The organism is Shewanella sp. UCD-FRSSP16_17, from assembly GCF_001675935.1.
Classification (GTDB): Bacteria; Pseudomonadota; Gammaproteobacteria; order Enterobacterales; family Shewanellaceae; genus Shewanella; species Shewanella japonica.
In genome coordinates, this window is the sequence record NZ_LZFV01000024.1 from 254,288 (window position 1) to 273,404 (window position 19,117).

General features: G+C 36.9%; 21 protein-coding genes. 14 read left to right on the forward strand and 7 right to left on the reverse strand.

Annotation, left to right across the window (positions count from 1 at the left end; genetic code table 11):
- The first annotated feature begins 379 nt into the window (after positions 1-379).
- From A9267_RS12585 to A9267_RS12610, 6 genes are all read left to right on the forward strand, one after another.
- Entirely contained in the window at positions 380-1,477 is a 1,098-nt protein-coding gene (locus A9267_RS12585) for a hypothetical protein (protein WP_156669162.1), read from the forward strand.
- A gap of 17 nt (positions 1,478-1,494) precedes the next feature.
- Positions 1,495-2,541 (forward strand): hypothetical protein, encoded by a 1,047-nt coding sequence (locus A9267_RS12590; protein WP_065109404.1) that lies wholly within the window; start codon positions 1,495-1,497, stop codon positions 2,539-2,541.
- A gap of 261 nt (positions 2,542-2,802) precedes the next feature.
- Entirely contained in the window at positions 2,803-4,023 is a 1,221-nt protein-coding gene (locus tag A9267_RS12595; RefSeq protein ID WP_065109405.1) for an MBL fold metallo-hydrolase, read from the forward strand.
- Between the two features lie 12 nt (positions 4,024-4,035).
- Positions 4,036-5,283 (forward strand): tetratricopeptide repeat protein, encoded by a 1,248-nt coding sequence (locus tag A9267_RS12600; RefSeq protein ID WP_065109406.1) that lies wholly within the window; start codon positions 4,036-4,038, stop codon positions 5,281-5,283.
- Positions 5,284-6,021: 738 nt separating this feature from the next.
- Positions 6,022-6,684, forward strand: coding sequence for a hypothetical protein (locus A9267_RS12605; RefSeq protein ID WP_065109407.1), 663 nt, complete (start codon positions 6,022-6,024; stop codon positions 6,682-6,684).
- A gap of 87 nt (positions 6,685-6,771) precedes the next feature.
- A complete protein-coding gene (locus tag A9267_RS12610) occupies positions 6,772-7,308 on the forward strand; it encodes a hypothetical protein (RefSeq protein ID WP_065109408.1) in 537 nt (178 codons plus the stop codon).
- A 297-nt stretch (positions 7,309-7,605) separates the two neighbouring features.
- Here A9267_RS12610 and A9267_RS12615 read toward each other — a convergent pair whose 3' ends face one another.
- The 5 genes from A9267_RS12615 to A9267_RS12635 all read right to left on the reverse strand — a co-directional run bounded on the left by A9267_RS12615 (position 7,606) and on the right by A9267_RS12635 (position 11,358).
- On the reverse strand, positions 7,606-7,989 hold the full coding sequence (locus A9267_RS12615) for a hypothetical protein (protein WP_065109409.1): 384 nt from the start codon (positions 7,987-7,989) through the stop codon (positions 7,606-7,608).
- 155 nt (positions 7,990-8,144) lie between these two features.
- Complete coding sequence (locus A9267_RS12620) at positions 8,145-8,549, reverse strand: hypothetical protein (protein ID WP_065109410.1); 405 nt, start codon at positions 8,547-8,549, stop codon at positions 8,145-8,147.
- Positions 8,550-8,602: 53 nt separating this feature from the next.
- Positions 8,603-8,839, reverse strand: coding sequence for a hypothetical protein (locus A9267_RS12625; protein WP_065109411.1), 237 nt, complete (start codon positions 8,837-8,839; stop codon positions 8,603-8,605).
- A gap of 153 nt (positions 8,840-8,992) precedes the next feature.
- Positions 8,993-10,135, reverse strand: coding sequence for a tyrosine-type recombinase/integrase (locus A9267_RS12630; protein WP_065109412.1), 1,143 nt, complete (start codon positions 10,133-10,135; stop codon positions 8,993-8,995).
- A 110-nt stretch (positions 10,136-10,245) separates the two neighbouring features.
- Complete coding sequence (locus tag A9267_RS12635; RefSeq protein WP_231919108.1) at positions 10,246-11,358, reverse strand: tyrosine-type recombinase/integrase; 1,113 nt, start codon at positions 11,356-11,358, stop codon at positions 10,246-10,248.
- Positions 11,359-11,524: 166 nt separating this feature from the next.
- Here A9267_RS12635 and dusA point away from each other — a divergent pair, with 166 nt between their 5' ends.
- The 4 genes from dusA (at position 11,525) to A9267_RS12655 (ending at position 13,601) form a co-directional block, all read left to right on the forward strand.
- Positions 11,525-12,544 carry a tRNA dihydrouridine(20/20a) synthase DusA gene (dusA, locus tag A9267_RS12640; protein ID WP_065109579.1) on the forward strand — a complete coding sequence of 340 codons (1,020 nt, stop codon included), beginning with the start codon at positions 11,525-11,527 and terminating at the stop codon, positions 12,542-12,544.
- Between the two features lie 323 nt (positions 12,545-12,867).
- On the forward strand, positions 12,868-13,215 hold the full coding sequence (locus A9267_RS12645) for a hypothetical protein (protein ID WP_065109414.1): 348 nt from the start codon (positions 12,868-12,870) through the stop codon (positions 13,213-13,215).
- A 3-nt stretch (positions 13,216-13,218) separates the two neighbouring features.
- Positions 13,219-13,398: a hypothetical protein gene (locus A9267_RS12650; protein ID WP_055023441.1), complete on the forward strand. Its 180-nt coding sequence runs from the start codon at positions 13,219-13,221 to the stop codon at positions 13,396-13,398.
- Entirely contained in the window at positions 13,395-13,601 is a 207-nt protein-coding gene (locus A9267_RS12655) for a PspC domain-containing protein (protein WP_055023440.1), read from the forward strand. The genes A9267_RS12650 and A9267_RS12655 overlap by 4 nt, the downstream gene beginning before the upstream one ends.
- Positions 13,602-13,706: 105 nt before the next feature.
- Here A9267_RS12655 and A9267_RS12660 read toward each other — a convergent pair whose 3' ends face one another.
- Positions 13,707-14,444 carry an enoyl-CoA hydratase gene (locus tag A9267_RS12660; protein ID WP_055023439.1) on the reverse strand — a complete coding sequence of 246 codons (738 nt, stop codon included), beginning with the start codon at positions 14,442-14,444 and terminating at the stop codon, positions 13,707-13,709.
- 35 nt (positions 14,445-14,479) lie between these two features.
- Between A9267_RS12660 and A9267_RS12665 the strand changes: the two genes are divergently transcribed.
- The 3 genes from A9267_RS12665 to A9267_RS12675 are packed head-to-tail and all read left to right on the forward strand — an operon-like array spanning position 14,480 to position 16,689.
- Positions 14,480-14,965, forward strand: a complete 486-nt coding sequence (locus A9267_RS12665; RefSeq protein WP_065109415.1) for a copper chaperone PCu(A)C — start codon at positions 14,480-14,482, stop codon at positions 14,963-14,965.
- 12 nt (positions 14,966-14,977) lie between these two features.
- Positions 14,978-15,949, forward strand: a complete 972-nt coding sequence (locus A9267_RS12670) for a DUF2333 family protein (RefSeq protein ID WP_055023437.1) — start codon at positions 14,978-14,980, stop codon at positions 15,947-15,949.
- Positions 15,950-15,951: 2 nt separating this feature from the next.
- Complete coding sequence (locus A9267_RS12675) at positions 15,952-16,689, forward strand: TIGR04219 family outer membrane beta-barrel protein (RefSeq protein WP_065109416.1); 738 nt, start codon at positions 15,952-15,954, stop codon at positions 16,687-16,689.
- 87 nt (positions 16,690-16,776) lie between these two features.
- Here A9267_RS12675 and tolC read toward each other — a convergent pair whose 3' ends face one another.
- On the reverse strand, positions 16,777-18,084 hold the full coding sequence (tolC, locus tag A9267_RS12680; RefSeq protein ID WP_065109417.1) for an outer membrane channel protein TolC: 1,308 nt from the start codon (positions 18,082-18,084) through the stop codon (positions 16,777-16,779).
- Positions 18,085-18,480: 396 nt separating this feature from the next.
- Here tolC and nudF point away from each other — a divergent pair, with 396 nt between their 5' ends.
- Positions 18,481-19,095 carry an ADP-ribose diphosphatase gene (gene nudF, locus A9267_RS12685; protein WP_065109418.1) on the forward strand — a complete coding sequence of 205 codons (615 nt, stop codon included), beginning with the start codon at positions 18,481-18,483 and terminating at the stop codon, positions 19,093-19,095.
- Positions 19,096-19,117: the final 22 nt, after the last annotated feature.

Here is a 19,117-nt window from a genome sequence, read left to right on the forward strand (position 1 = left end):
ATAAAGAAATGAAGAAGTGGGGTCATAAAGAAGTGAAGAAGTGGGGTCAGAGTAAACTTAATTATTTTTCAATCAAATGGCTCATGAGCCAAGGCCAATTACAAACTCATTTTTGTCCACAAGTGAGTCCCAATTGAAAGAATACCCAGTATAGGGCTATGAAAATAAAGAGGCTATTACAAGGCTTAAATTTGTTTAATCAAATTTTCATAAATTAAGTTTAGATATGGCTAAAGGAGAACTTGAATTTCATAATTTCCCAACTATATTGTATCAAGCGTAGAGTAAGAATTAATTACATATAGTTATAATAATGGATGTGTTACTTGTTTTCATTGGTTTCCTTGTAGTAATGAAAACTAAAAACAAGGAAAAGTTTATGAAGAATAAACCTATTGTTCTTCTCATTCATGGAATGGGAACTCACCCAACTGGTAATATTACGAAAGAGTTTAAAAAAGGCTTGAGTGAATCGGCTTCTTATTTAGAGCTTACAGGTTTTGAACCTGATAAAGAGTTTGAATTTCAAGAGTTCAACTATTCTGAGTATTTTGACAAAAAAAGACTGGAAATTTCTGATGAGGCGGAGTTTTTAACTGAATACATGGCGGCTGGGCCTTATTTTTTACAAAGGTTAATATCATTTCAAAGCAAAATAAAGGATGACAAATCCCTTTATACACATTGGTTAGATGTTATTTTTTATTGTTTGCTTGGTACTTTAAGGGAAACTATTCTAGCTAGATGTATGGAGAAAATTCTTTCTGTTTTAAAGGAGGCAAAAGACCACCCTGATTCTTATAAAGAAGTTATAATTGTTGGCCATAGTCTTGGCACTTCGGTATTACATGACTCTTTAACTAAGCTATACCTAAGACCTTCAGAACCAGATAGAGCAGATCATATTCGTTTTTCAAACTACCCCATAGATGGCCTTTGGACAATTGCAAATGTATCTCGACTTACATATCTATTAACAAGATTGGAAGACCCAAATACTTCGATTGTTAGAGACCACAATAATTTACATGATGGTGTTAGTCATTTTTTTTACCCTGTTTATAACCAATATGATCCCTTCACTATTTTTAATCGTTACTCTGTTGACCCACAAGTTGGAGATCTTATTAGAACAAATGAAATACGTAAAATTGATGATAGTGAGTTAAGTGTAAATCCACACGATTTGGTTGAATATATGGCAGATCCAGAAGTGGGTGGTGTTTTTCTGTCAGAGTTTTCTTCATTTAATATTGGAATGAATCAAATTCAAAAAGCTAAAACGGCATATAGAAAAACAACTATCTCAGGTCCTATATCTGACCAGTATTCTACAATAAAAAAAGCATTGAAGGAGTTAGAAGTACAGACAAATCAAGGGGCTAGTACTAAAAGGCTTGTAACGTTAACAATTGAAATTTTTGAATTAATAAAGGAAGCCTATGATTTAATGAAAAATCTAAAGGCCAAAGGCTAAAATAGTAAGGATACTGTATGAAAGCTATTAGGATAATATCAATTTTAATATCTATATCTATCTCACCTCTTGTGGCGGCGGTAGATGGAGGTAAATCAGTAATAGATTGTAATTTAACTGTTAACCCCCCAAAAAAAGCATTAAAAGAACTATACGATGTATCTTTATTGTTGGCTAAAAATACCTGTGAAGCAATGAATAAAGATGATGTACGGGCTATTAAGGATATGGATTATTTGACTGGTGGATTTGCTGAACTAACAAGGTTAGAAGTCATTAATCTTTACGCTTCTTCATTTCCAGAAAGTATTTTTCCCAAAGTGAAAGACTCAAAATTATTTTGGTCTGAGTATAGCTTCACTAATGATTTACAAATGAATACATATGAGCTTACAGCAGCATATCAAGTAGGAAATAGCTATGGCTTTAGTGGGCCTAAATTAAATAAGTTGCCTGAGATCTCTGACAGTAAAGTAATAGAACAGCATTGTGTTTCACTTGAGTATCAGTCTTGTAAGGAGTTATTTTCAGATATAGGACGTATTTCGCGTATTCCTAATCACTTTATTCGAAGTAATTACTCTGATGAGTCATTGAAAGGCATCAGGAAAAAAAGTGCAGCTTGGGATAAGTTTAGCGATAACTCAAGATTTCAATTTCCAATAGATATTTTATTTACATCTTGGATCTATAGTGAAACATTAACTGATGGTAGAAACCTTAATTTCCCTCCCAATTACCAATATTTTTTGCTTCACCCAAGCCTCGTAATTGAACACTTTTCTGCAGAGCAATCGGGTGATAAAGATAAATTAGGTTTAGCAGTAGAATGGGGAGGGTTTAATCGTTGGGATGCAGATATTCCTTGGGGGATTTCATTGGCTTCGGTTTACTCCGATCGAGTTGAGGGTAATTCAATCGGACATGGACTTATGTTCCATATTTACAATAACTTCAGCTTTGGGTTCGCAAACAGAGGTGGTAGTGACAACAGTTTTTATATTAACATGGAGATTAAAGATTGGTTTGGTGAGATTCAGGATAAATACAAATCATACAAGTAAGCTATTTAAGCCTGCAATGCATTATTTTATAGTTATATCAGTTAATTAGCTTAAATATATTGTAAAAGTACTGAAAATAACAAGTTTTCAGTACTTTACTTTTACATCAGATAGTTGGTCTTAGATCCATATTAATTCCTTATCTAATCAGTAATAATACTTAGATTCTGATTATAACAAAAAATCGGTCGTATGAAAGGTTTTATCTTCTAATTCATATATTATACCTATTGAAATTAATACATAAAAATTGGAACTGTAATGGATTTAAGGTTTTTTAAGCTCTTTTTATTGATATTTTTCACTTTTTTTTCGTTAAACACTATTCCTGCTGAAAGCGATAGGCCATTAAAAGTTAGGAAAAACCCAAATGTTCAATCGGATGTACAATTTTTGCTCACCCCTAATGAACCATACTCAATAAAATCGTATGTTGGTGACTGGGTAAAAATAACCAACATTAATGGTAATTTTGGTTATGTTCATGCTTCAGTTATCAAAAATAAGCCGATTGAAGAACTGTATGAGTTTCAACTTAACGTAATTGATGTCGGTACAGGTTTATCTATTTTTGGTACAGATACTCATAATGGAACTTTTTTGTATGATGCTGGAAGTGGTGATGATAAGGCTAAAAATAGGACGTTATATTTTTTAAAAAAGCATTATCCTAATTTGAAAAGTATAGATTATTTATTTATTAGTCACCCACATGAGGATCATATTTCTTATATAAAGGATTTACTAAATGAGTATGAATTTGAGTCAATCATATTAACTGGGCAGAAGTATCCATCCTGTACTTACAGTAAGTTATTGTTAGATTTATCAAAATCAAAATCTTCCATTTATATGCTTGACCATGAAAGGAATAATAAACTTTTACATAGATGCGTAGAAGAAGGTTATGTGAACTTTGAACATACCCATAGTATTAGGGATATATTGAAAGCTAATATTTCTCCAAAACTTAAGTTTGAAATACTATATGCCTCTTCCAACAGTAAAAATACAAATGATAATTCACTTGTTGTAAGAATTGATACACCAAGTAGAAGTATCTTACTTACTGGTGATATTGAAGCAGGCAAGCGAGCTACGCCTAATAATCCTATCTTGCCAAATTCTGCAGAATGGGCATTAATAAAATGTTGTGATAAAAAGCTTAATGTTGATGTTCTTATTGCTGCTCATCACGGTAGCATGACTTCTTCTAGAAAGGAATTTATTGATAAAGTAAGTCCAAAATATACATTTATTTCATCAGGTCCTAAAAGCTACGGAGGAATTATTCTGCCAGATAGGGAAGTTATAACAATGCTATCCAGTGTTGGTAAGCTATTTAGAACAGATCTAAATGATGAATTATGCAAAAATGGTAAGCATTTAAATAAGGATGTAGGTGATGGTAAGCCGGGTGGGTGTGATAATTATCAAGTCATTTTCGACTATTTCGAAATTTCAGATGTCAAACCAATTTAATAGGGAAATAAAATGTTTTTTCATTTAGCAACAATATCTCTAATAGTTGGATTATTTTTTTATAGTTCACAATTTCCAATTATAGAAATACTTCAATATAAAGAAATTGCGGCCGAATGTATTGAGCAGTTAAAAGAAGCAAGGCATATAGGACTTGATGAAGTCTGTGCTAATGCAATTTTAGATATAGCTAAAGTGTCTAAAATTCAAGAAAGTCCTAGTACTGCGCTAGCATTTGTTTTTTCTTTAATCTATTTAGGCGGATGTTTAGGTGGAATGATTAATTTTCATCACTTCAATGATGAATCAGGTAAAGAACAAAAAGAGAAAATCAGTAACAGAAATTTAAAAAACACATTATTTTATCGATTAATTAGATGGGTAAATGAAGATGAGAAACAGGAAATTTACAGAAAAGCTGCAATAGGGTTTGCAGCTGCATTAATTGGTATTCCTTTTTTAATGGATTTTGTTAACTTGGATCTCGGCGAGGTCAATTTACACTCTGCTAATGTAAGCAAATTTGTTAGTGATGCGCTCAAATTAATAGGTCTTGCCGGAATATGTGGTTTTTTGGGAACTAAAGTTGTAGCAAGTTTAGCGTTTAAATTATTAGACTCCCAACTCAAAGAAAATAGCAAAAAGCTGGATGATGTTGAGGAAATCCAAAATTCTATAGTAAAAAATATTAATAATTTATCAGGATCAGAGCTTTTAGCTAAAGGATTAGAAGCTTTAGATAAACTAGATAAAAGCATAATAGATATAAGAAAAAAATACAAAGAACAACGTAAAGAAGTATCTGATGCTGATATTGAAAAAGAAGCCTTTAGATCTTTAATTGCAGACATGGACAGAGCCATTGAAAGACTTAAAACTGCTTCATCTTTATTATCGGATCACCATGACAAAGCCACAAGTTATGGGCTTTTAGGTTATATTTATAAGCGAAAAAGTAGGGTTGAAGATGCTCTTAAGGTTGCTGTTAAAGCTGTTGATACTGATCCACACAACCCCGTTTGGCATTTTAATTTTGTTTGCTATTTAGCATTATTGGATGAAAAGGGTAAAAACATTGAGGATATTGAGGCTGGTTTTGTAAAAATGAACGATTGCTTAAGAAAGTTACATAAATCAAAAAGAGAGATGTGGATAGATATTATTAATGATGAATTCAACGAAGAACATGGAGACTTCAATCAGTACCTCAGGAGAACAGAACTCAAGAATAAAGTTGATAAAATAATGTTAGAAAATTAATGTACATCTAATTCTTGGTCATTTGATTTAAAGACTTTCGTTGTTCAAAATATTATTTAGTCAGTATTAAATAATAAGTGTTCAATGTTGAGAAGGTCCGTTTTACTAATCAACACAAGGTTCTTGTACTCAATACTCTTGCTCATTTCTGTCCAGAAACATGTCAGGGGTCTAAATTAGTCTTCGAATGAAGACTGATTACATTTTCTATATAAGTTGTTGGTATTGGGAAATGTGGTTTTAACTTTGTCCTTCATTGTTATCTATCGCCCGCGGTGAGGTAATGTGCGGATACTTCTGTGAGTCGACGCGAGTACAATCCCTGTAGACTCTGCCAAAAAGTTCCATTTTTGGAAGCTCGCAGCTGCATCTAGACTTGGTTATTCACAAGAAGATTCCCCCTTACGATTAAGCTGTGACCTTGTATAGTTATGACTAAATTTGAAGTTTATTGTTTAATAAAGATGCAATGCCTATGCGTTTTACGCATCGATAACACAGATGAATTTTATTTTTTCCATAATATCAGCGGGTTAAGTTTAGCTAAAAAAGTGTTGTAGAGATCTCACCCCCCCCCCGAACCTTTTTTCCTGACAATTATGAGTATTTTTCTTAACGAAGTAAAAAATAATCCTTTTGCAACAATGGGTTGTAGATGATAGTTTTACCTGACGGAGCAAGCAGCCAAGAACGTTATCATGCTGCTATTAAATAAGCTGTTATGCCTAAAGGGAAGTTATGCAATCAATCTATCAATTGATACAGGAAAGCCCTGAATTCTATGCATGGGTCTTTGGAATTGTTAATGTCTTGTGGGCGTGCTTTGCATATTTCAACAAACAGAGGCATGAAAGAAACTTAAAACAATTGGAACAAGATCTAAGGTATCGAGCAGATAGGCGACTAAAGATATTTGATCTAAAAGCAACCGAATATGCTAAATACGTTACCGATTTGGATAGTTATGGCAAGAAAAATCAAATAGAAATGCCCCAGCGTATGCAACCAATATTTGATGAGTACCTTCAAAACTATCTAGCCGCTACAGAGGCCGGAGACAAAGAAAAAGAGAGGCAGGTTATTGGCTGGTTTAGTTCACAGGTTTCCAGTTTAATGCAAGATAGCTTAAAAGATGTCCTCAAATTAAAAAGTGAATCTAATCGCCTGAAATTGATTGCAACAGATGAAATGCTCGAAACATTTGATCGTATAGAACAGCTTACTCAAGAGACAATGGATTGCTCAAATGACTATATGAAAAACTTCACTGAGATAGTTTTGAATCAGCAAAATGAGAAAACAGAAGCTTTTCAACTAAAAGCAGCTAAGTTAGCTAACGGAATACAAGAACATTCTAAAACTCTACTAAATCAAATGAGGCGAGAGCTCAGTGATATCTAAGCATATCGCCGCCATCCCACTACGTCAGTAAATTGCGGCGTTATAAGTACACATAGTTTGGGTGTTTAATTTAAACAAGGAGTGTAAATGAGCGATAAGTTTTCTATTTACGACAGTCCATTTTCTGACGAAACAAAAGTATTAAGGCGTAATAGCTTACTTCTATCTGGTATTTGCTTATTTATAGGGCTTACTGGAGAGTTACCTTCAAAACTTGCGCTACTTGGTGTAAGTTTTACCACTTCTCAACAAGGTATTATCGGTTGGTTTCTTCTAGCGGTTTTAGCTTATTTTTTTCTACATTTCATTTCTAATGCGGCTGTTGAAGTTGCTAAATGGATACATCCATTTTTCAAAATAGTATCGGCTAAAAAGATCATGCTAACGCGCTACTCTCACGCGTTCGATGAAACCGATTTTGCAAATATTCCTGACGAGGTTAACGAGCAAGATAAAAATGATATGCAAGCTGACGCTCTTTCTGCCGCTGATTGGGAAATAACCAATAAACTTAGTTGGTTGTACAGAATGATCTATTTAAAGCTAATTATTGAAATTGTCGTCCCAGTTACTCTAGGTTTATGGGCAATGATTCAGTTGCTTGTACTTATAGCAAGCCATTGAAGGGGGGAAATCACAATTAACAGTTGGCTATTTTCGTTCAGCTCAATATTTTAGCCAATTTACAAATTTCCCCTTAATGGGGAGTTATCGTGCATACGATTGCCATACTTTTCCTAATCAAAGCATCAAGGTCTAGAGTCTATGCTTAACTCATTTGTGTCCAGAAACGTGTTAGAGAGCAGGCTCATTTATGCCACTAAACGAGATAAAATCTAAGTGAGTACCCTGTGAGTTAACCGCTACTACCCAGACTAAAAAACGAACCCAGAAGGATTCGTTAGTTGGTTGCCAATAGCATTACTCTAATGCATTAACATGTTCTGCCCAGACTGGTGTCGCAAATTCAAAGTAATCTGTTGGGCATAAACCAAAGATTTTTGAAAATTGAGTACAGTGCAACTCACAGAACGTGGCTATCTCGTCTTTGTACATTATTAGTACCTTTAACATATCAATTCCTGTTAAGTATTGTTCGCCGACATCAGCGTACTCATCCAGAATGGAATTACTAATGTTAATCCCCAACATGTTCCACTCAGCATCGACATTAAGATAGATGTATCGAGAAAAACATAATCTTGATGGTTCATTGGTACTGTCAGTGTTTGCTAATAGTAAAAATGAACAGCTTTCAATACCTCTAGACTTGGGATGTAAACGAAAAATCATAGATTGGTCCATATATAGCTCCTAATTAATGGTTTGTGGCCTCACCATTAACTAGGTTGCGACTGGGGGAATTTTCGACGGTTAAAGAACCCACGGTTAATTGGGCGAGTAAAAGACATGAAACCTTTAAGAGAAAAGCGAACCCTATTGGGTTCGCTAGATGGCGATTACAGTGCGTCAGCAGCAATAATCAAATCAGACCAACATTGCTCAGCTGTTTCGAAGTAATAATGCGGATATACCCCAAAAATACTCTTAAATTCATTTCTGAACCGTTCACAAAAAGCAGCAATATCGTCGATGTAAATCAATAGCATCATATAAGCCTCAATACCTGTCAGATATTGACTCTCGAGCTCAGCATTTTCTTCAAGTAGCGATTTGCTGATACTGATGCCTATCATTTGGCCTTGTACATTTCGATGTAAATAAATGTATTTATTAAAGCTTACTTGAACCTCATTATTCTCAAGTTGATGGTCTGCCAGTAGCAATACTGTGCTGTGATCATCCCATGGCGATTTAGATTGACGTTTATAGACCCGTATAAGTTGTGTTTGTGACTTGTTCATTGCAATTCCTAGCGTTGATGTCCTCGCCATTAACTAAGACCCCCACTAGGAAATTATCTGTCGTTTATGTACTGGTTAACAAAATCAGTTGCCAGTTTAATATCCGACTCTTGCACCCCTTGACGACTCAGGTGCTGTTTAATTTGAAATTTAAGTATTTCAAGTTCTATATCATCTTCATAAATATTAATGTCCTGATACTGCGCTTCTGAGTTCACCACAGTTGTTAGCTTTTCTAATAGGTGGGCTAACTTATTCGTCTTTTGAGTAAACTGCTTATGTTGGTCCATGGATGTTTCTCGTTAATAGTTAAATGGTCGTTATTAACTAGAAACGTTAGAGGCAAAATATGCTGATTATTGACTGGAGTAAGAAAGCTTGCTCCTTGCTATGACTATAATATCAAGCAAAGAGCAAATAATGCCTAAGGTGAATGAGGTGAGCTATATCATGCCATTATTTCTAAGGATATTTTCTGAGCGCATTTGGTTATAAATGTTTTGAATCATCTTATAATCTCGGTGACCAGTAAATAATGCCACTTGCTCTACAGATAATCCTTTTTCCAATAATATTGAGACTCCCTCTCGTCTTAAGTCACGCAGTTGTAGGTCAACAATACCTATTGCATTAATGACTCTAGGAAAAATTGACGAAAATGATTTAGCTTTAATGTTAAAAATCAACATATCACCAGTGGCATGTTGCGGTTTTATTTTTTGCAATAAATTGGCTGCTACAGCTTGCATAGGGACTTTACGAGGGACATTGTTGCTACCACGTTTCGTGTTTTTCCCTTTTATGATTTTGATTTCTTTATTATTAAAATCAATACAGTCCCAAGTTAATGCCATTAGCTCGGAAATTCTTAATGTTGTGTATATGCTTAGTAAAACGATTGCGGGATAGTTATTTTTAATTTTCGTTTTTTTATCGTAGCTAAAAAACTTTTTCAATATGCCGAAAAGCTCACCTTTTTCTAGTCTTCTAGTTCGCACATTACTGTCGGCAATTAAGCCGTCTCTTTTTAGCTGACTATAGTATTGTCTAACAACTTGATCACTGATGTTTATGCCCTTAAGGGTTGCGACTTCTCGTATCAATCGCATAATACTGCTGATATCAACAGCTATAGTCGATGGGCTACAACTGATTAGGCGTTCCATGCAAAATGTTTGTAGATCCTCAAATGTAATTTCGTTAATGGGTACCATTGCTAAATCGTGTTGTTTTACAATGTTAAGGCTACCGAGACCTGTTTTTGATATTGGGTTAGGAATCGTTTTTTGGTGCTCCATATAAACCTCCATATACTCAAATAGAGTAGATGAAGAAGTTAATGGTTGTTCCTGAACGTTACTGAATAGTATGTTTGTGTTGTTTAACACTTTTGGCTTTCTATATCCTGTGGAGCAAGCATTCTCCAGCTCAAGTTTGGTTTTTATCGCCCAAGACTCAGCATGCTGTCTATTATCAAATTTTTTGGACTTTGAGGGTATAGGGGCATGTTTATTCTTCTCTCTTACTCGAACAGCGTACTTTACTTTCCCTTTAGTTAGTTCTTCTTTTATTTCAAAATAGGCCATCTTCAATACCCTGAGTTAGTTAATAGTTCGACTATTGTTCGCTAACTCAGCTTGATAGATAAATTTCGATTAGGTTTGCTTTTAAAAGGTCGTACATAACTGCATGAAAATTAGGAGCTAATTATTTTTAAGTTTTTTTTACGAAAATTATTGAAATGTTCTGGTTGAATCGAAATGTAAACCTGCCAGAGGACTTTTAAATCTTTATGTCCTGTAATTCGCGCTGTTTCTTCAATGCTTAATCCATGCTCTATTAAGCGACTAGCGCCTTCTCTGCGTAAATCGTGATAACGTAAATTTTCTAACCCGAGTTTTTTAACGGTCTTTCTGAAGCCCGCCGTAATTGAGCGTGGGTTATAGGGAAATATGCGTTCATCGACTTTAGGTTGATTTGTGATGATGTCGAAAGATTCACCTAGGAGCGGCAGAATCGTATTATTGTTTTGTGAACCGTTGGGGTTCTTACGCTCTCTAACAATAATGGTTTTGTTTACCATATTAAGATCTTCCCACCTTAATCGACACACCTCGTTGATTCGACAGCAGGTTAATACGGATATAAGAAAAACATCATGATAGGCAATTGAACAACAATGATGGTTCTCCTTATCTTTTAGTGCTGTAATTAATTGTGATAGCTCATCATTTACTAGTCTTCTTTCTCGTTTATTGCTCCGTGCTATGAGCTTAAGATCGTGCAGCGCTGGGTACGCATCGATAATAGGCTTATCGTCAATATTAATGTTAAACATGGATTTTGCGATGCGAAATACTTTTCTTATACAACTAATATCGACTGAGAGGGTTTGGGGAGAAGGAGAGCTAGGGCTGTTTTTTCGGTCTAAGCAAAAATCAACAATGTCTGACGCTGTTATTTTACTGACTAATAATCTGGCTATGGGGTAGGTTCGTATTTGGCGTAATGCCATAAAAGCAGAGCGTCCCATTGGTTTGTTTGATTTTTGTTTACGCTGGACATATTTATCTATTAACTCATCAAAGGTACAGTCGATAAGATCGAAGTTTTGATTGCTGAAATTATTTTCAATTTTGTGAATAATTTCTCTCGCCCAACGAGTTGCTGCCACTTTAGAGTGAAATGTTTTGCTTTTTGAAAAGGTGACCACCCCGGACTCTTTAGATCTGACTCTTGCAAGATAAACTGATTCTTTTTTTCTTAACTTTTTACTAATGGTATAATAGGCCATTGATGTCTTTTCCATGGTTAGTCTTGGATTTGGAATCCTCTTTAAGTGATTTTTTAGATCCCCTAAAGTGGCTTTTAGATCCCCTGAAACCGACGAATAGCGTAAAATACGTCACAAACATATTTTGTTTTAAGAAGATTTATCAACTTTAAGCTGTTGATATTTAAGAGGTTTAAAATTGATTTCGAACAAGAGCTCATCCCCTGTAATCTCGGTTGCCCCAATGCTTGATTGGACTGATAGACATTATCGCTATTTTGCTCGGTTGATGTCAGCGAATACCGTGCTGTATACCGAGATGGTCACCACAGGTGCAATTATTCATGGTCAAGGCGATTACTTGGCGTATAACGAAGAAGAGCATCCTGTCGCGCTTCAATTGGGCGGTTCAAATCCAAAAGACTTGGCTACGTGCGCCAAGTTAGCGTTTGAGCGCGGCTATGATGAGATTAACCTCAACGTGGGTTGTCCTTCTGATCGAGTCCAAAATGGCCGTTTTGGTGCCTGCTTAATGGGCGAGCCACAACTTGTGGCTGAGTGTGTTGATGCGATGAAGCAAGTTGCTGATATCCCTGTAACGGTTAAAACTCGAATCGGTATCGATGAGCAAGACAGTTATCAATTTCTCACTGATTTTGTTGATACGGTAAAAGCGGTTGGCTGCGATACCTTTATTGTGCATGCTCGAAAAGCGTGGTTACAAGGATTAAGCCCAAAAGAGAACCGGGAAATACCGGAACTTAATTATGAACGTGTGTACCAGTTAAAGCGTGATTATGTCGATTTGAATATCAGTATTAACGGCGGTGTAAAAACCTTAGAAGATTCGTTAACGCACCTAGAGCAATTAGATGGTGTGATGATAGGCCGTGAGGCATATCAGAACCCTTATTTACTCGCTAAGGTTGACCAAGTTATCTATGGTGATGATAACCCCGTCATTACCCGTGAGCAGGTTATTGAACAAATGATGCCTTATATTGAGCAACATTTAGCGCAAGGCGGACGGTTAAATCATATCACTCGTCATATGATTGGTTTATTTCAAGGTTTACCTGGCTCAAGAGGATGGCGCAGACATTTAAGTGAGAATGCTCATAAAGCTGGTGCTGGTGTCTCGGTTATTTGGGACGCAGTGGCAAGAATGGAGCAAAGCCGCCCACCTGCTGATGTGACCTTTTATCCTAACAACAACCTTTGATAGTTGTGAATGATTATCTTGCATTGGCATCTAGGCTATTAGTATCGCTAACATGATGCGGCTGTCGAGCTAAATTAACTTTTAAAAGCGTCTTTATAGGGCGCTTTTTTTGTGACTGTTATTTGGCTAATTAAGTTTTAGCTAATTTCACTATTTTAGTGGTTAAAAATACTAATAGTTTAAAAAATGCTCAATGCGCTTTTTAGTCGATTAGAAAGTTTTTTATAAAAACTCTTATAAATCAGGTGTTAAAAAATATTTTAAAACTTGGCACGCAGCTTGTAATAACCATGGTGTACCCAACAAATGAAAAGGAAGACATCATGTTTAACTCAACTACAAATACAACTGGTTCATTATTATCGGCAAACACTAATGCAACTTCATCAGCAAAAAGTGTCATGAAAAAAGCAGCTTTGGTTGCACTGCTTGCAACAGCAAGTATGGGAGCACAAGCAAACGATTTGAACAGTGCCGATGTGATTCATGCGTTAGAAACTCGAATCAGTGAAACTGCAACAGAAATGCTGCAAACAGCGAAACAAGAAATTGTATTGTCACTGCATAGTCAAATCGCTGAGCAAGTGTTTGCTTTAAATAGCTCACTAGAATTAGCTGAGTCAGCACAGGAAGAAAATGCGGAATCAGTATTAGCCAGTAACGAGGACTAATTCATGGATTTAATGATGATATTTCATTTAGCAGATCCGTTGATTTCACTTCTTCTGCTTCCCGTAATCAGTTTTATTGTGTGTTCACTTTTGATTTGCGGGTTGCAGCGGTACCAATTTAGCCATGTAGATGCTATCTCAGCAGAATTTAACCAAGCTGGTTTAGTAGGAGAAAAAGAATGAACATGTCAGATGTAGAGAACTATTTGAAAGCTAAAAAACGATTAGTGTGCGGCGCATGCCTTTCGGTAGCAAAACAATTCGGTTGGTCTGTCATGTGGACGCGTGTATTAACGTTTATCGCTATTTTTTTAAGTCCAACTGTTGGCCTAATAGGTTACTTTATCGCTGCCATTATCGTAAGTCAGCAACAGTCTCGCTATTAATGTAAGGGACAGTGATAGTCATCACCGCCCCTAGCTGAGATTATTTGCTTCGTCAGTTGATTACCAAGCAGGTTTTAGATGAGCCGACTTAATGGCCCGAACTGATTAGCGGGATAAAAATGCTTGGAAGCAGGCTTTCGCTTCATCACTTTTTAACCTTTCACTAAATAACTCAAGCTCAGTAAGCATTTGCTGTTTCACTTCTGCTTGATTGTATCGTAGTAACTTTTTAGATGCTTGCATGGCCAATGGTGGCTTAGCCGCTAACTTTTTAGCTTGGCTTAACACAAAGTTATCTAAATCCGACTGTTCAACCACACGATTGATGATATTGAGCTCATACGCTGTCTCTGCGGTAAAACTTTCGCCTAATAAGAGCAACTCTGCCGCTTTTTGCTGGCCAACAATCAAAGGTAAAAGTAAACTCGAGGCCGCTTCTGGGACTAACGCTAAATTCACAAACGGTAACTGAAATTTAGCACTGTTATCAGCGTAAACGAGATCACAATGTAGCAGCATGGTTGTGCCAATCCCGACAGCTGCTCCAGATACAGCAGCAACAATTGGTTTTTTGAGCGTGAGTAAGCAATGTAAGAATTGTACCGTAGGATGACTGTCGTTTAGCTCGCCGCTGGCAAGGAAATCGGCAATATCATTACCTGATGTGAAACATTTGTCTTCACCACGCAACATAAAGGCACGAATGTCATTGTCGCTCTCACCTTGGATCAGGTATTCTGTAAGCTGTTGGTACATTTTAAGATTAAAGGCATTACGTTTTTCTGGACGATTAAAACTGATAATACGTACGCCTTGATCATCCTTAACCTGAATCTGGCTCATTCGTTGTTTTCCTTATGGACGCGAGTAGGGTGTAAATGGAGTTTAAGACATTGAAAGCAATATTCAAACAACTGTTTAGTTTTTTAGTTTTAACCACGTTTTCTTTTTCGGCTTTTGCTGGAATAATGTTAAGTGATGGTCATGTAAGAGCTATGCCTGCAAGTGTGCCAAATACCGCAGCATACATGACATTAATGAACCATACTGACAAAGCAATCACATTAGTCGCTGTGAATACACCAGTGGCAAAAGAAGCTCAGCTTCATACGTTAATTGAAGAAAATGGCATGGTAAAAATGCGTCAGGTAGAAGGGTTCGAGATCCCGTCTCATGGCACCTTGTCATTACAGGCCTCTGGTGATCATATCATGCTGTTATCACTCTCAGAGCCTTTGAAAGTAGGGGATACAGTCCCGTTAGAATTGGTTTTTAAAAATGGCGAACTACTACAAGTTGAACTGACGGTTGAGAAAAAGGCGAGTAATGAATCCCAAGAAAGCCATCATCACCATCATCATTAAGGAGTTGTATTGATGCAAGTAACAAGGAATAAAGTCATTGGCGTAGTCGGGTTTATCTTTTTAATCGGATACGTTATCTCGGTTTGGTGGAGTATCGAGCCTGATATTCTTGAACCAGAAGTACTGCAAAATGAGCGCGGTGAAGATGTTGTTGGTTATGCGACCACATCGTCATTAATTTCAACCATGGAAACCTTATTGGACAAACCAGGTGGCTGGTTATCCAATGATATTATGCCACCCTCTGTGATGATGGATAATATGCCAGCATTCGAGTTTGGCGCATTAGAGCAATCTCGTGATTTGGCCTTAATTATGCGTAAGGAGTTCAGTCGTTCGCAATCACAATCAACGGCAGATGCAGACTTACTTGCGGCTCATTCAAAACTGAATATTGAGCATACTAGCTGGTTAGTGCCGAGTGCTGAAAGTGAATATCGTGAAGCCATAAAACTATTGAAACTTTATCGCGCTAAAATCAGTGATACTGAAAACAGTAATGCCCAGTTTTATGCCCGTGCAGATAATTTAAACGAGTGGCTTAAAGAAGTGCAAAAGCGTTTAGGCAGTATGTCACAACGTTTATCTGCCAGTGTTGGTCAAGATAGATTGAATACCGATTTAGCTGGTGATACCGCAGCAAGACAATCAACGTCATCAATGGCGAGCTTAGAAATAAAAACAAGCTGGTGGAAAATTGATGATGTGTTGTATGAAAGCCGTGGTTCTGCTTGGGCGTTATTAAACTTTATGAAAGCCATCGAAGTTGATTTTGCCGATGTGCTGGAAAAGAAAAATGCTGAGGTGAGCTTACGTCAGATAATTCGTGAACTCGAAGCAACTCAGCAAACCGTATGGAGCCCAATGGTTTTAAACGGTGATGGATTTGGATTGGTGGCTAACCACTCGTTAGTGATGGCCAACTATATATCGCGTGCAAATGCCGCGGTGATTGATTTAACTAACTTACTCTCTCAGGGATAATGATGAAAAAGACACTTCTTGCCACTGCCTTATTAGGTATGTTGAGCATTTCTTCTGCTCATGCAGCTACTGTTGTTGGTTTTAAAGTTGGTGGTGATTACTGGGATGCTGATACCAGTGGTTCATTCAACAGCGATGATGGTGTAGCACAAACGTATAACTACGAGTCTAAGTCTCAAGGTAGTTTATGGATTGCCTTTGAGCATCCAATTCCTTTAGTGCCGAATGTCAAAATTCGTGAAAACCGTCTAGAAGGGAAAGGAAGCCAAATCGATTCAAACTTTATGTTTAATGGTCACCAGTTTGACTCTGACACTACAGTTTATAATGATTTAAGTAATACTGACTTTGTACTTTATTACGAAATCTTAGATAACGATTTAGTCGCGTTAGACTTAGGTGCCGCATACAAACAAATGCATGGCTCTTTGCGTGTTCAAGATCCTGGTCATCCAGAAGAAGTAGACGTAGATAGCGGCATCGTAATGGTTTATGCCAGCGCTGAAGTCGGTGTTCCTGGTTTAGGTTTGTATGCCTTTGCTGACGTGATGTTAGGTGTTGATGAAACGAGTGTATACGACTACAACGCAGGCCTTGGTTGGAAGTTTGATGGTGTTGCACTTGATACAGCTGTTCGTGTGGGTTACCGCGAGTTTAACTTTGACGTTGATGACTTCTCTAGCACAACTCAAAACATGTCATTTAAAGGTGCTTTTGCCGGTGTTGAATTGGCATTCTAATTAGCCGTCAATGTAGGTTGAAATAAGCAAAAAAAAACCGCCATATGGCGGTTTTTTTTATGCTTAACAATCCAACAATAACATCAATTATTGTGCGATTAAGCCATTATTGATAGCAATGATGTCATCTTCACTTAAGGTACCAGCAGCTTGTTTAAGCGCTAAGATTGAATTGATGTAACCGTATCGCGCATCAGATAACTGACGTTTTGAATCATATAAATCACGTGTACGGTTGAGTACGTCAACAATAGTACGTGTACCTACTTCAAAACCAGCTTGAGTTGCTTTTAATGCACTTTCAGAAGAAATCACTGATTGCTCGTAAGCACGGATTGAACTGATTGATGCACCAACGTTGTTAAAGTTATTGCGTACATCTTTTACAACACCACGGTGAACCTGCTCTAGCTTCTCACTAGCTTCAACGTATTGGTACTGCGCTTGTTTCACTTGTGAAGATACTTTAAAGCCTTCAAAAATCGGTACACTTAATGTCACTGCAATGTTGGCATTATCGTAATCCGCACCAGGGCTTTGCTCAAAACCTTTAGTGTAACCCGCACCTAAATTAAGCGATGGCATATGGCCTGCTTTATATAACTCAATCGTTTTGCTCGCGATATCACGGCCAATGCGTTGAGTCATCAAATCAATACTATTGGTTTCAGCCATGGTTAACCACTCTGAAGAGGTGGTTGGACTTGGTGCACCAGCAGAGAATCGGTTGGTATCAAGGGTATTAATCGATTTATGATCTATTCCCGTGATTTCACGTAATGCTTCATAGCTGTTTGCTAATGTGTTTTCTGCAAGAATTTCAGTTGCTGAAGCTAAATCGTATTGAGCTTGCGCTTCATGCACATCAGTAATTGCGGTAAGGCCTACAGCAAAACGTTGTTTAGTTTGCTCAAGCTGACGCTCAATTGCGCGTTTTTCTGCGCCTTGGAATTCATAGTTATCTTTTGCGGTTAATACATCAAAATAAGCAGTCGTTACACGAATAATTAATGATTGTAATGCCGATGCGTAAGCTGAATCAGCTTGTGATGCAGCCATTTCAGCAAGGTCTAAGCCAACCCATGCACTGTGATCGTAAATGACTTGGTTAAGGGTTAAACCACCAGTAAAACCTTCAGGCTTTTCGGTAGGCGAACCTTCTGAATCATTCCATGCTTTAGAGTAACCTACGTTAGCACTGATGGTAGGTAATAAAGGAGCACGGTTTTCTTCAATCGTTTCGTATAATGCATCACGTTGAGATTGTGCTTGCAATACAATTGTATCGCTTGTAAGCGCTTGCTGATAAATTTGGAGTAAATCATCGGCATTAGCTGCAGGTGCAGCAACCGCTAATGTTAGCGCTGCGTATAAAGAACGTATTTTAAATTTCATTTGCTGCCCTTTTAGACATGGCCTCCTAACCTGGAGGAAATATTAACTTTGTTGTGCACAGATTGACTATGTGAGCAAGATAGCTTTGTGTGTTTGTGATCCACTTAAAACTTTGTGCAATCCCGCTATGTATCTAGTGTATATGATAAAAAGACTATCATCTTTAAGCTAAATATCAACTTTCAAGTTGTAACAGACTTTTTTCACCTTACATGGTTAAATACAATACTCAGCTATTGGTATTTTTTATGGTGAATTTTATCTATTTCATGCTGCTTATAGTATAGGAAACTACCATTGCAATACCAATAATGACTTTAGCAAATATCAAAAATCAACATTGGCTAATATACTCGATAAAATATTTCAAAGGGCTTACAAACTGTAAGAAAAAATATGAAAGATACTGAGATAATAGAACAGTTTAACGCATCTACTGATGTTGAAATAATTTCAACAAAGACCTTATATAAAGGTTTCTTTCAACTGGATGAGTATCGATTTAAGCATAAGTTATTTGCTGGTGGTTGGAGTGAAGAGGTCAGCCGAGAGGTTTTTGAGCGTGGGCATGCTGTTGTCGTGCTACCGTATGATCCTGTTAGACGACAAGTCGTATTAATTGAACAAATACGTCTACCTGCATTAGCAACAACTAATTCTGTTTGGCTTCTTGAACTCGTGGCAGGTATGATTGCTGCCGATGAAGTACCAAGTGAAGTGGCTGAGCGTGAGTTATTAGAAGAAACCGGTTTAACAGCTTCCGAAGTCAATCTTGTAAACAGTTACTTAGCGACTCCGGGTGGTTCATCTGAGCGTTTTCATTTTTATTGGGCTAAAGTTGATGCTTCTAAAGCTAAAGGCATTCATGGTTTAGACTATGAACATGAAGACATCAAAGTACATGTTGTTGATGTTGATGCCGCTATGGAAATGGTTAACTCAGGTCGAATTGATAATGCGTCTACTGTGATTGGTTTGCAGTGGTTAGCACTCAATATAGATAAAATTTAACAGTCTAATGTCCTGCAAAACA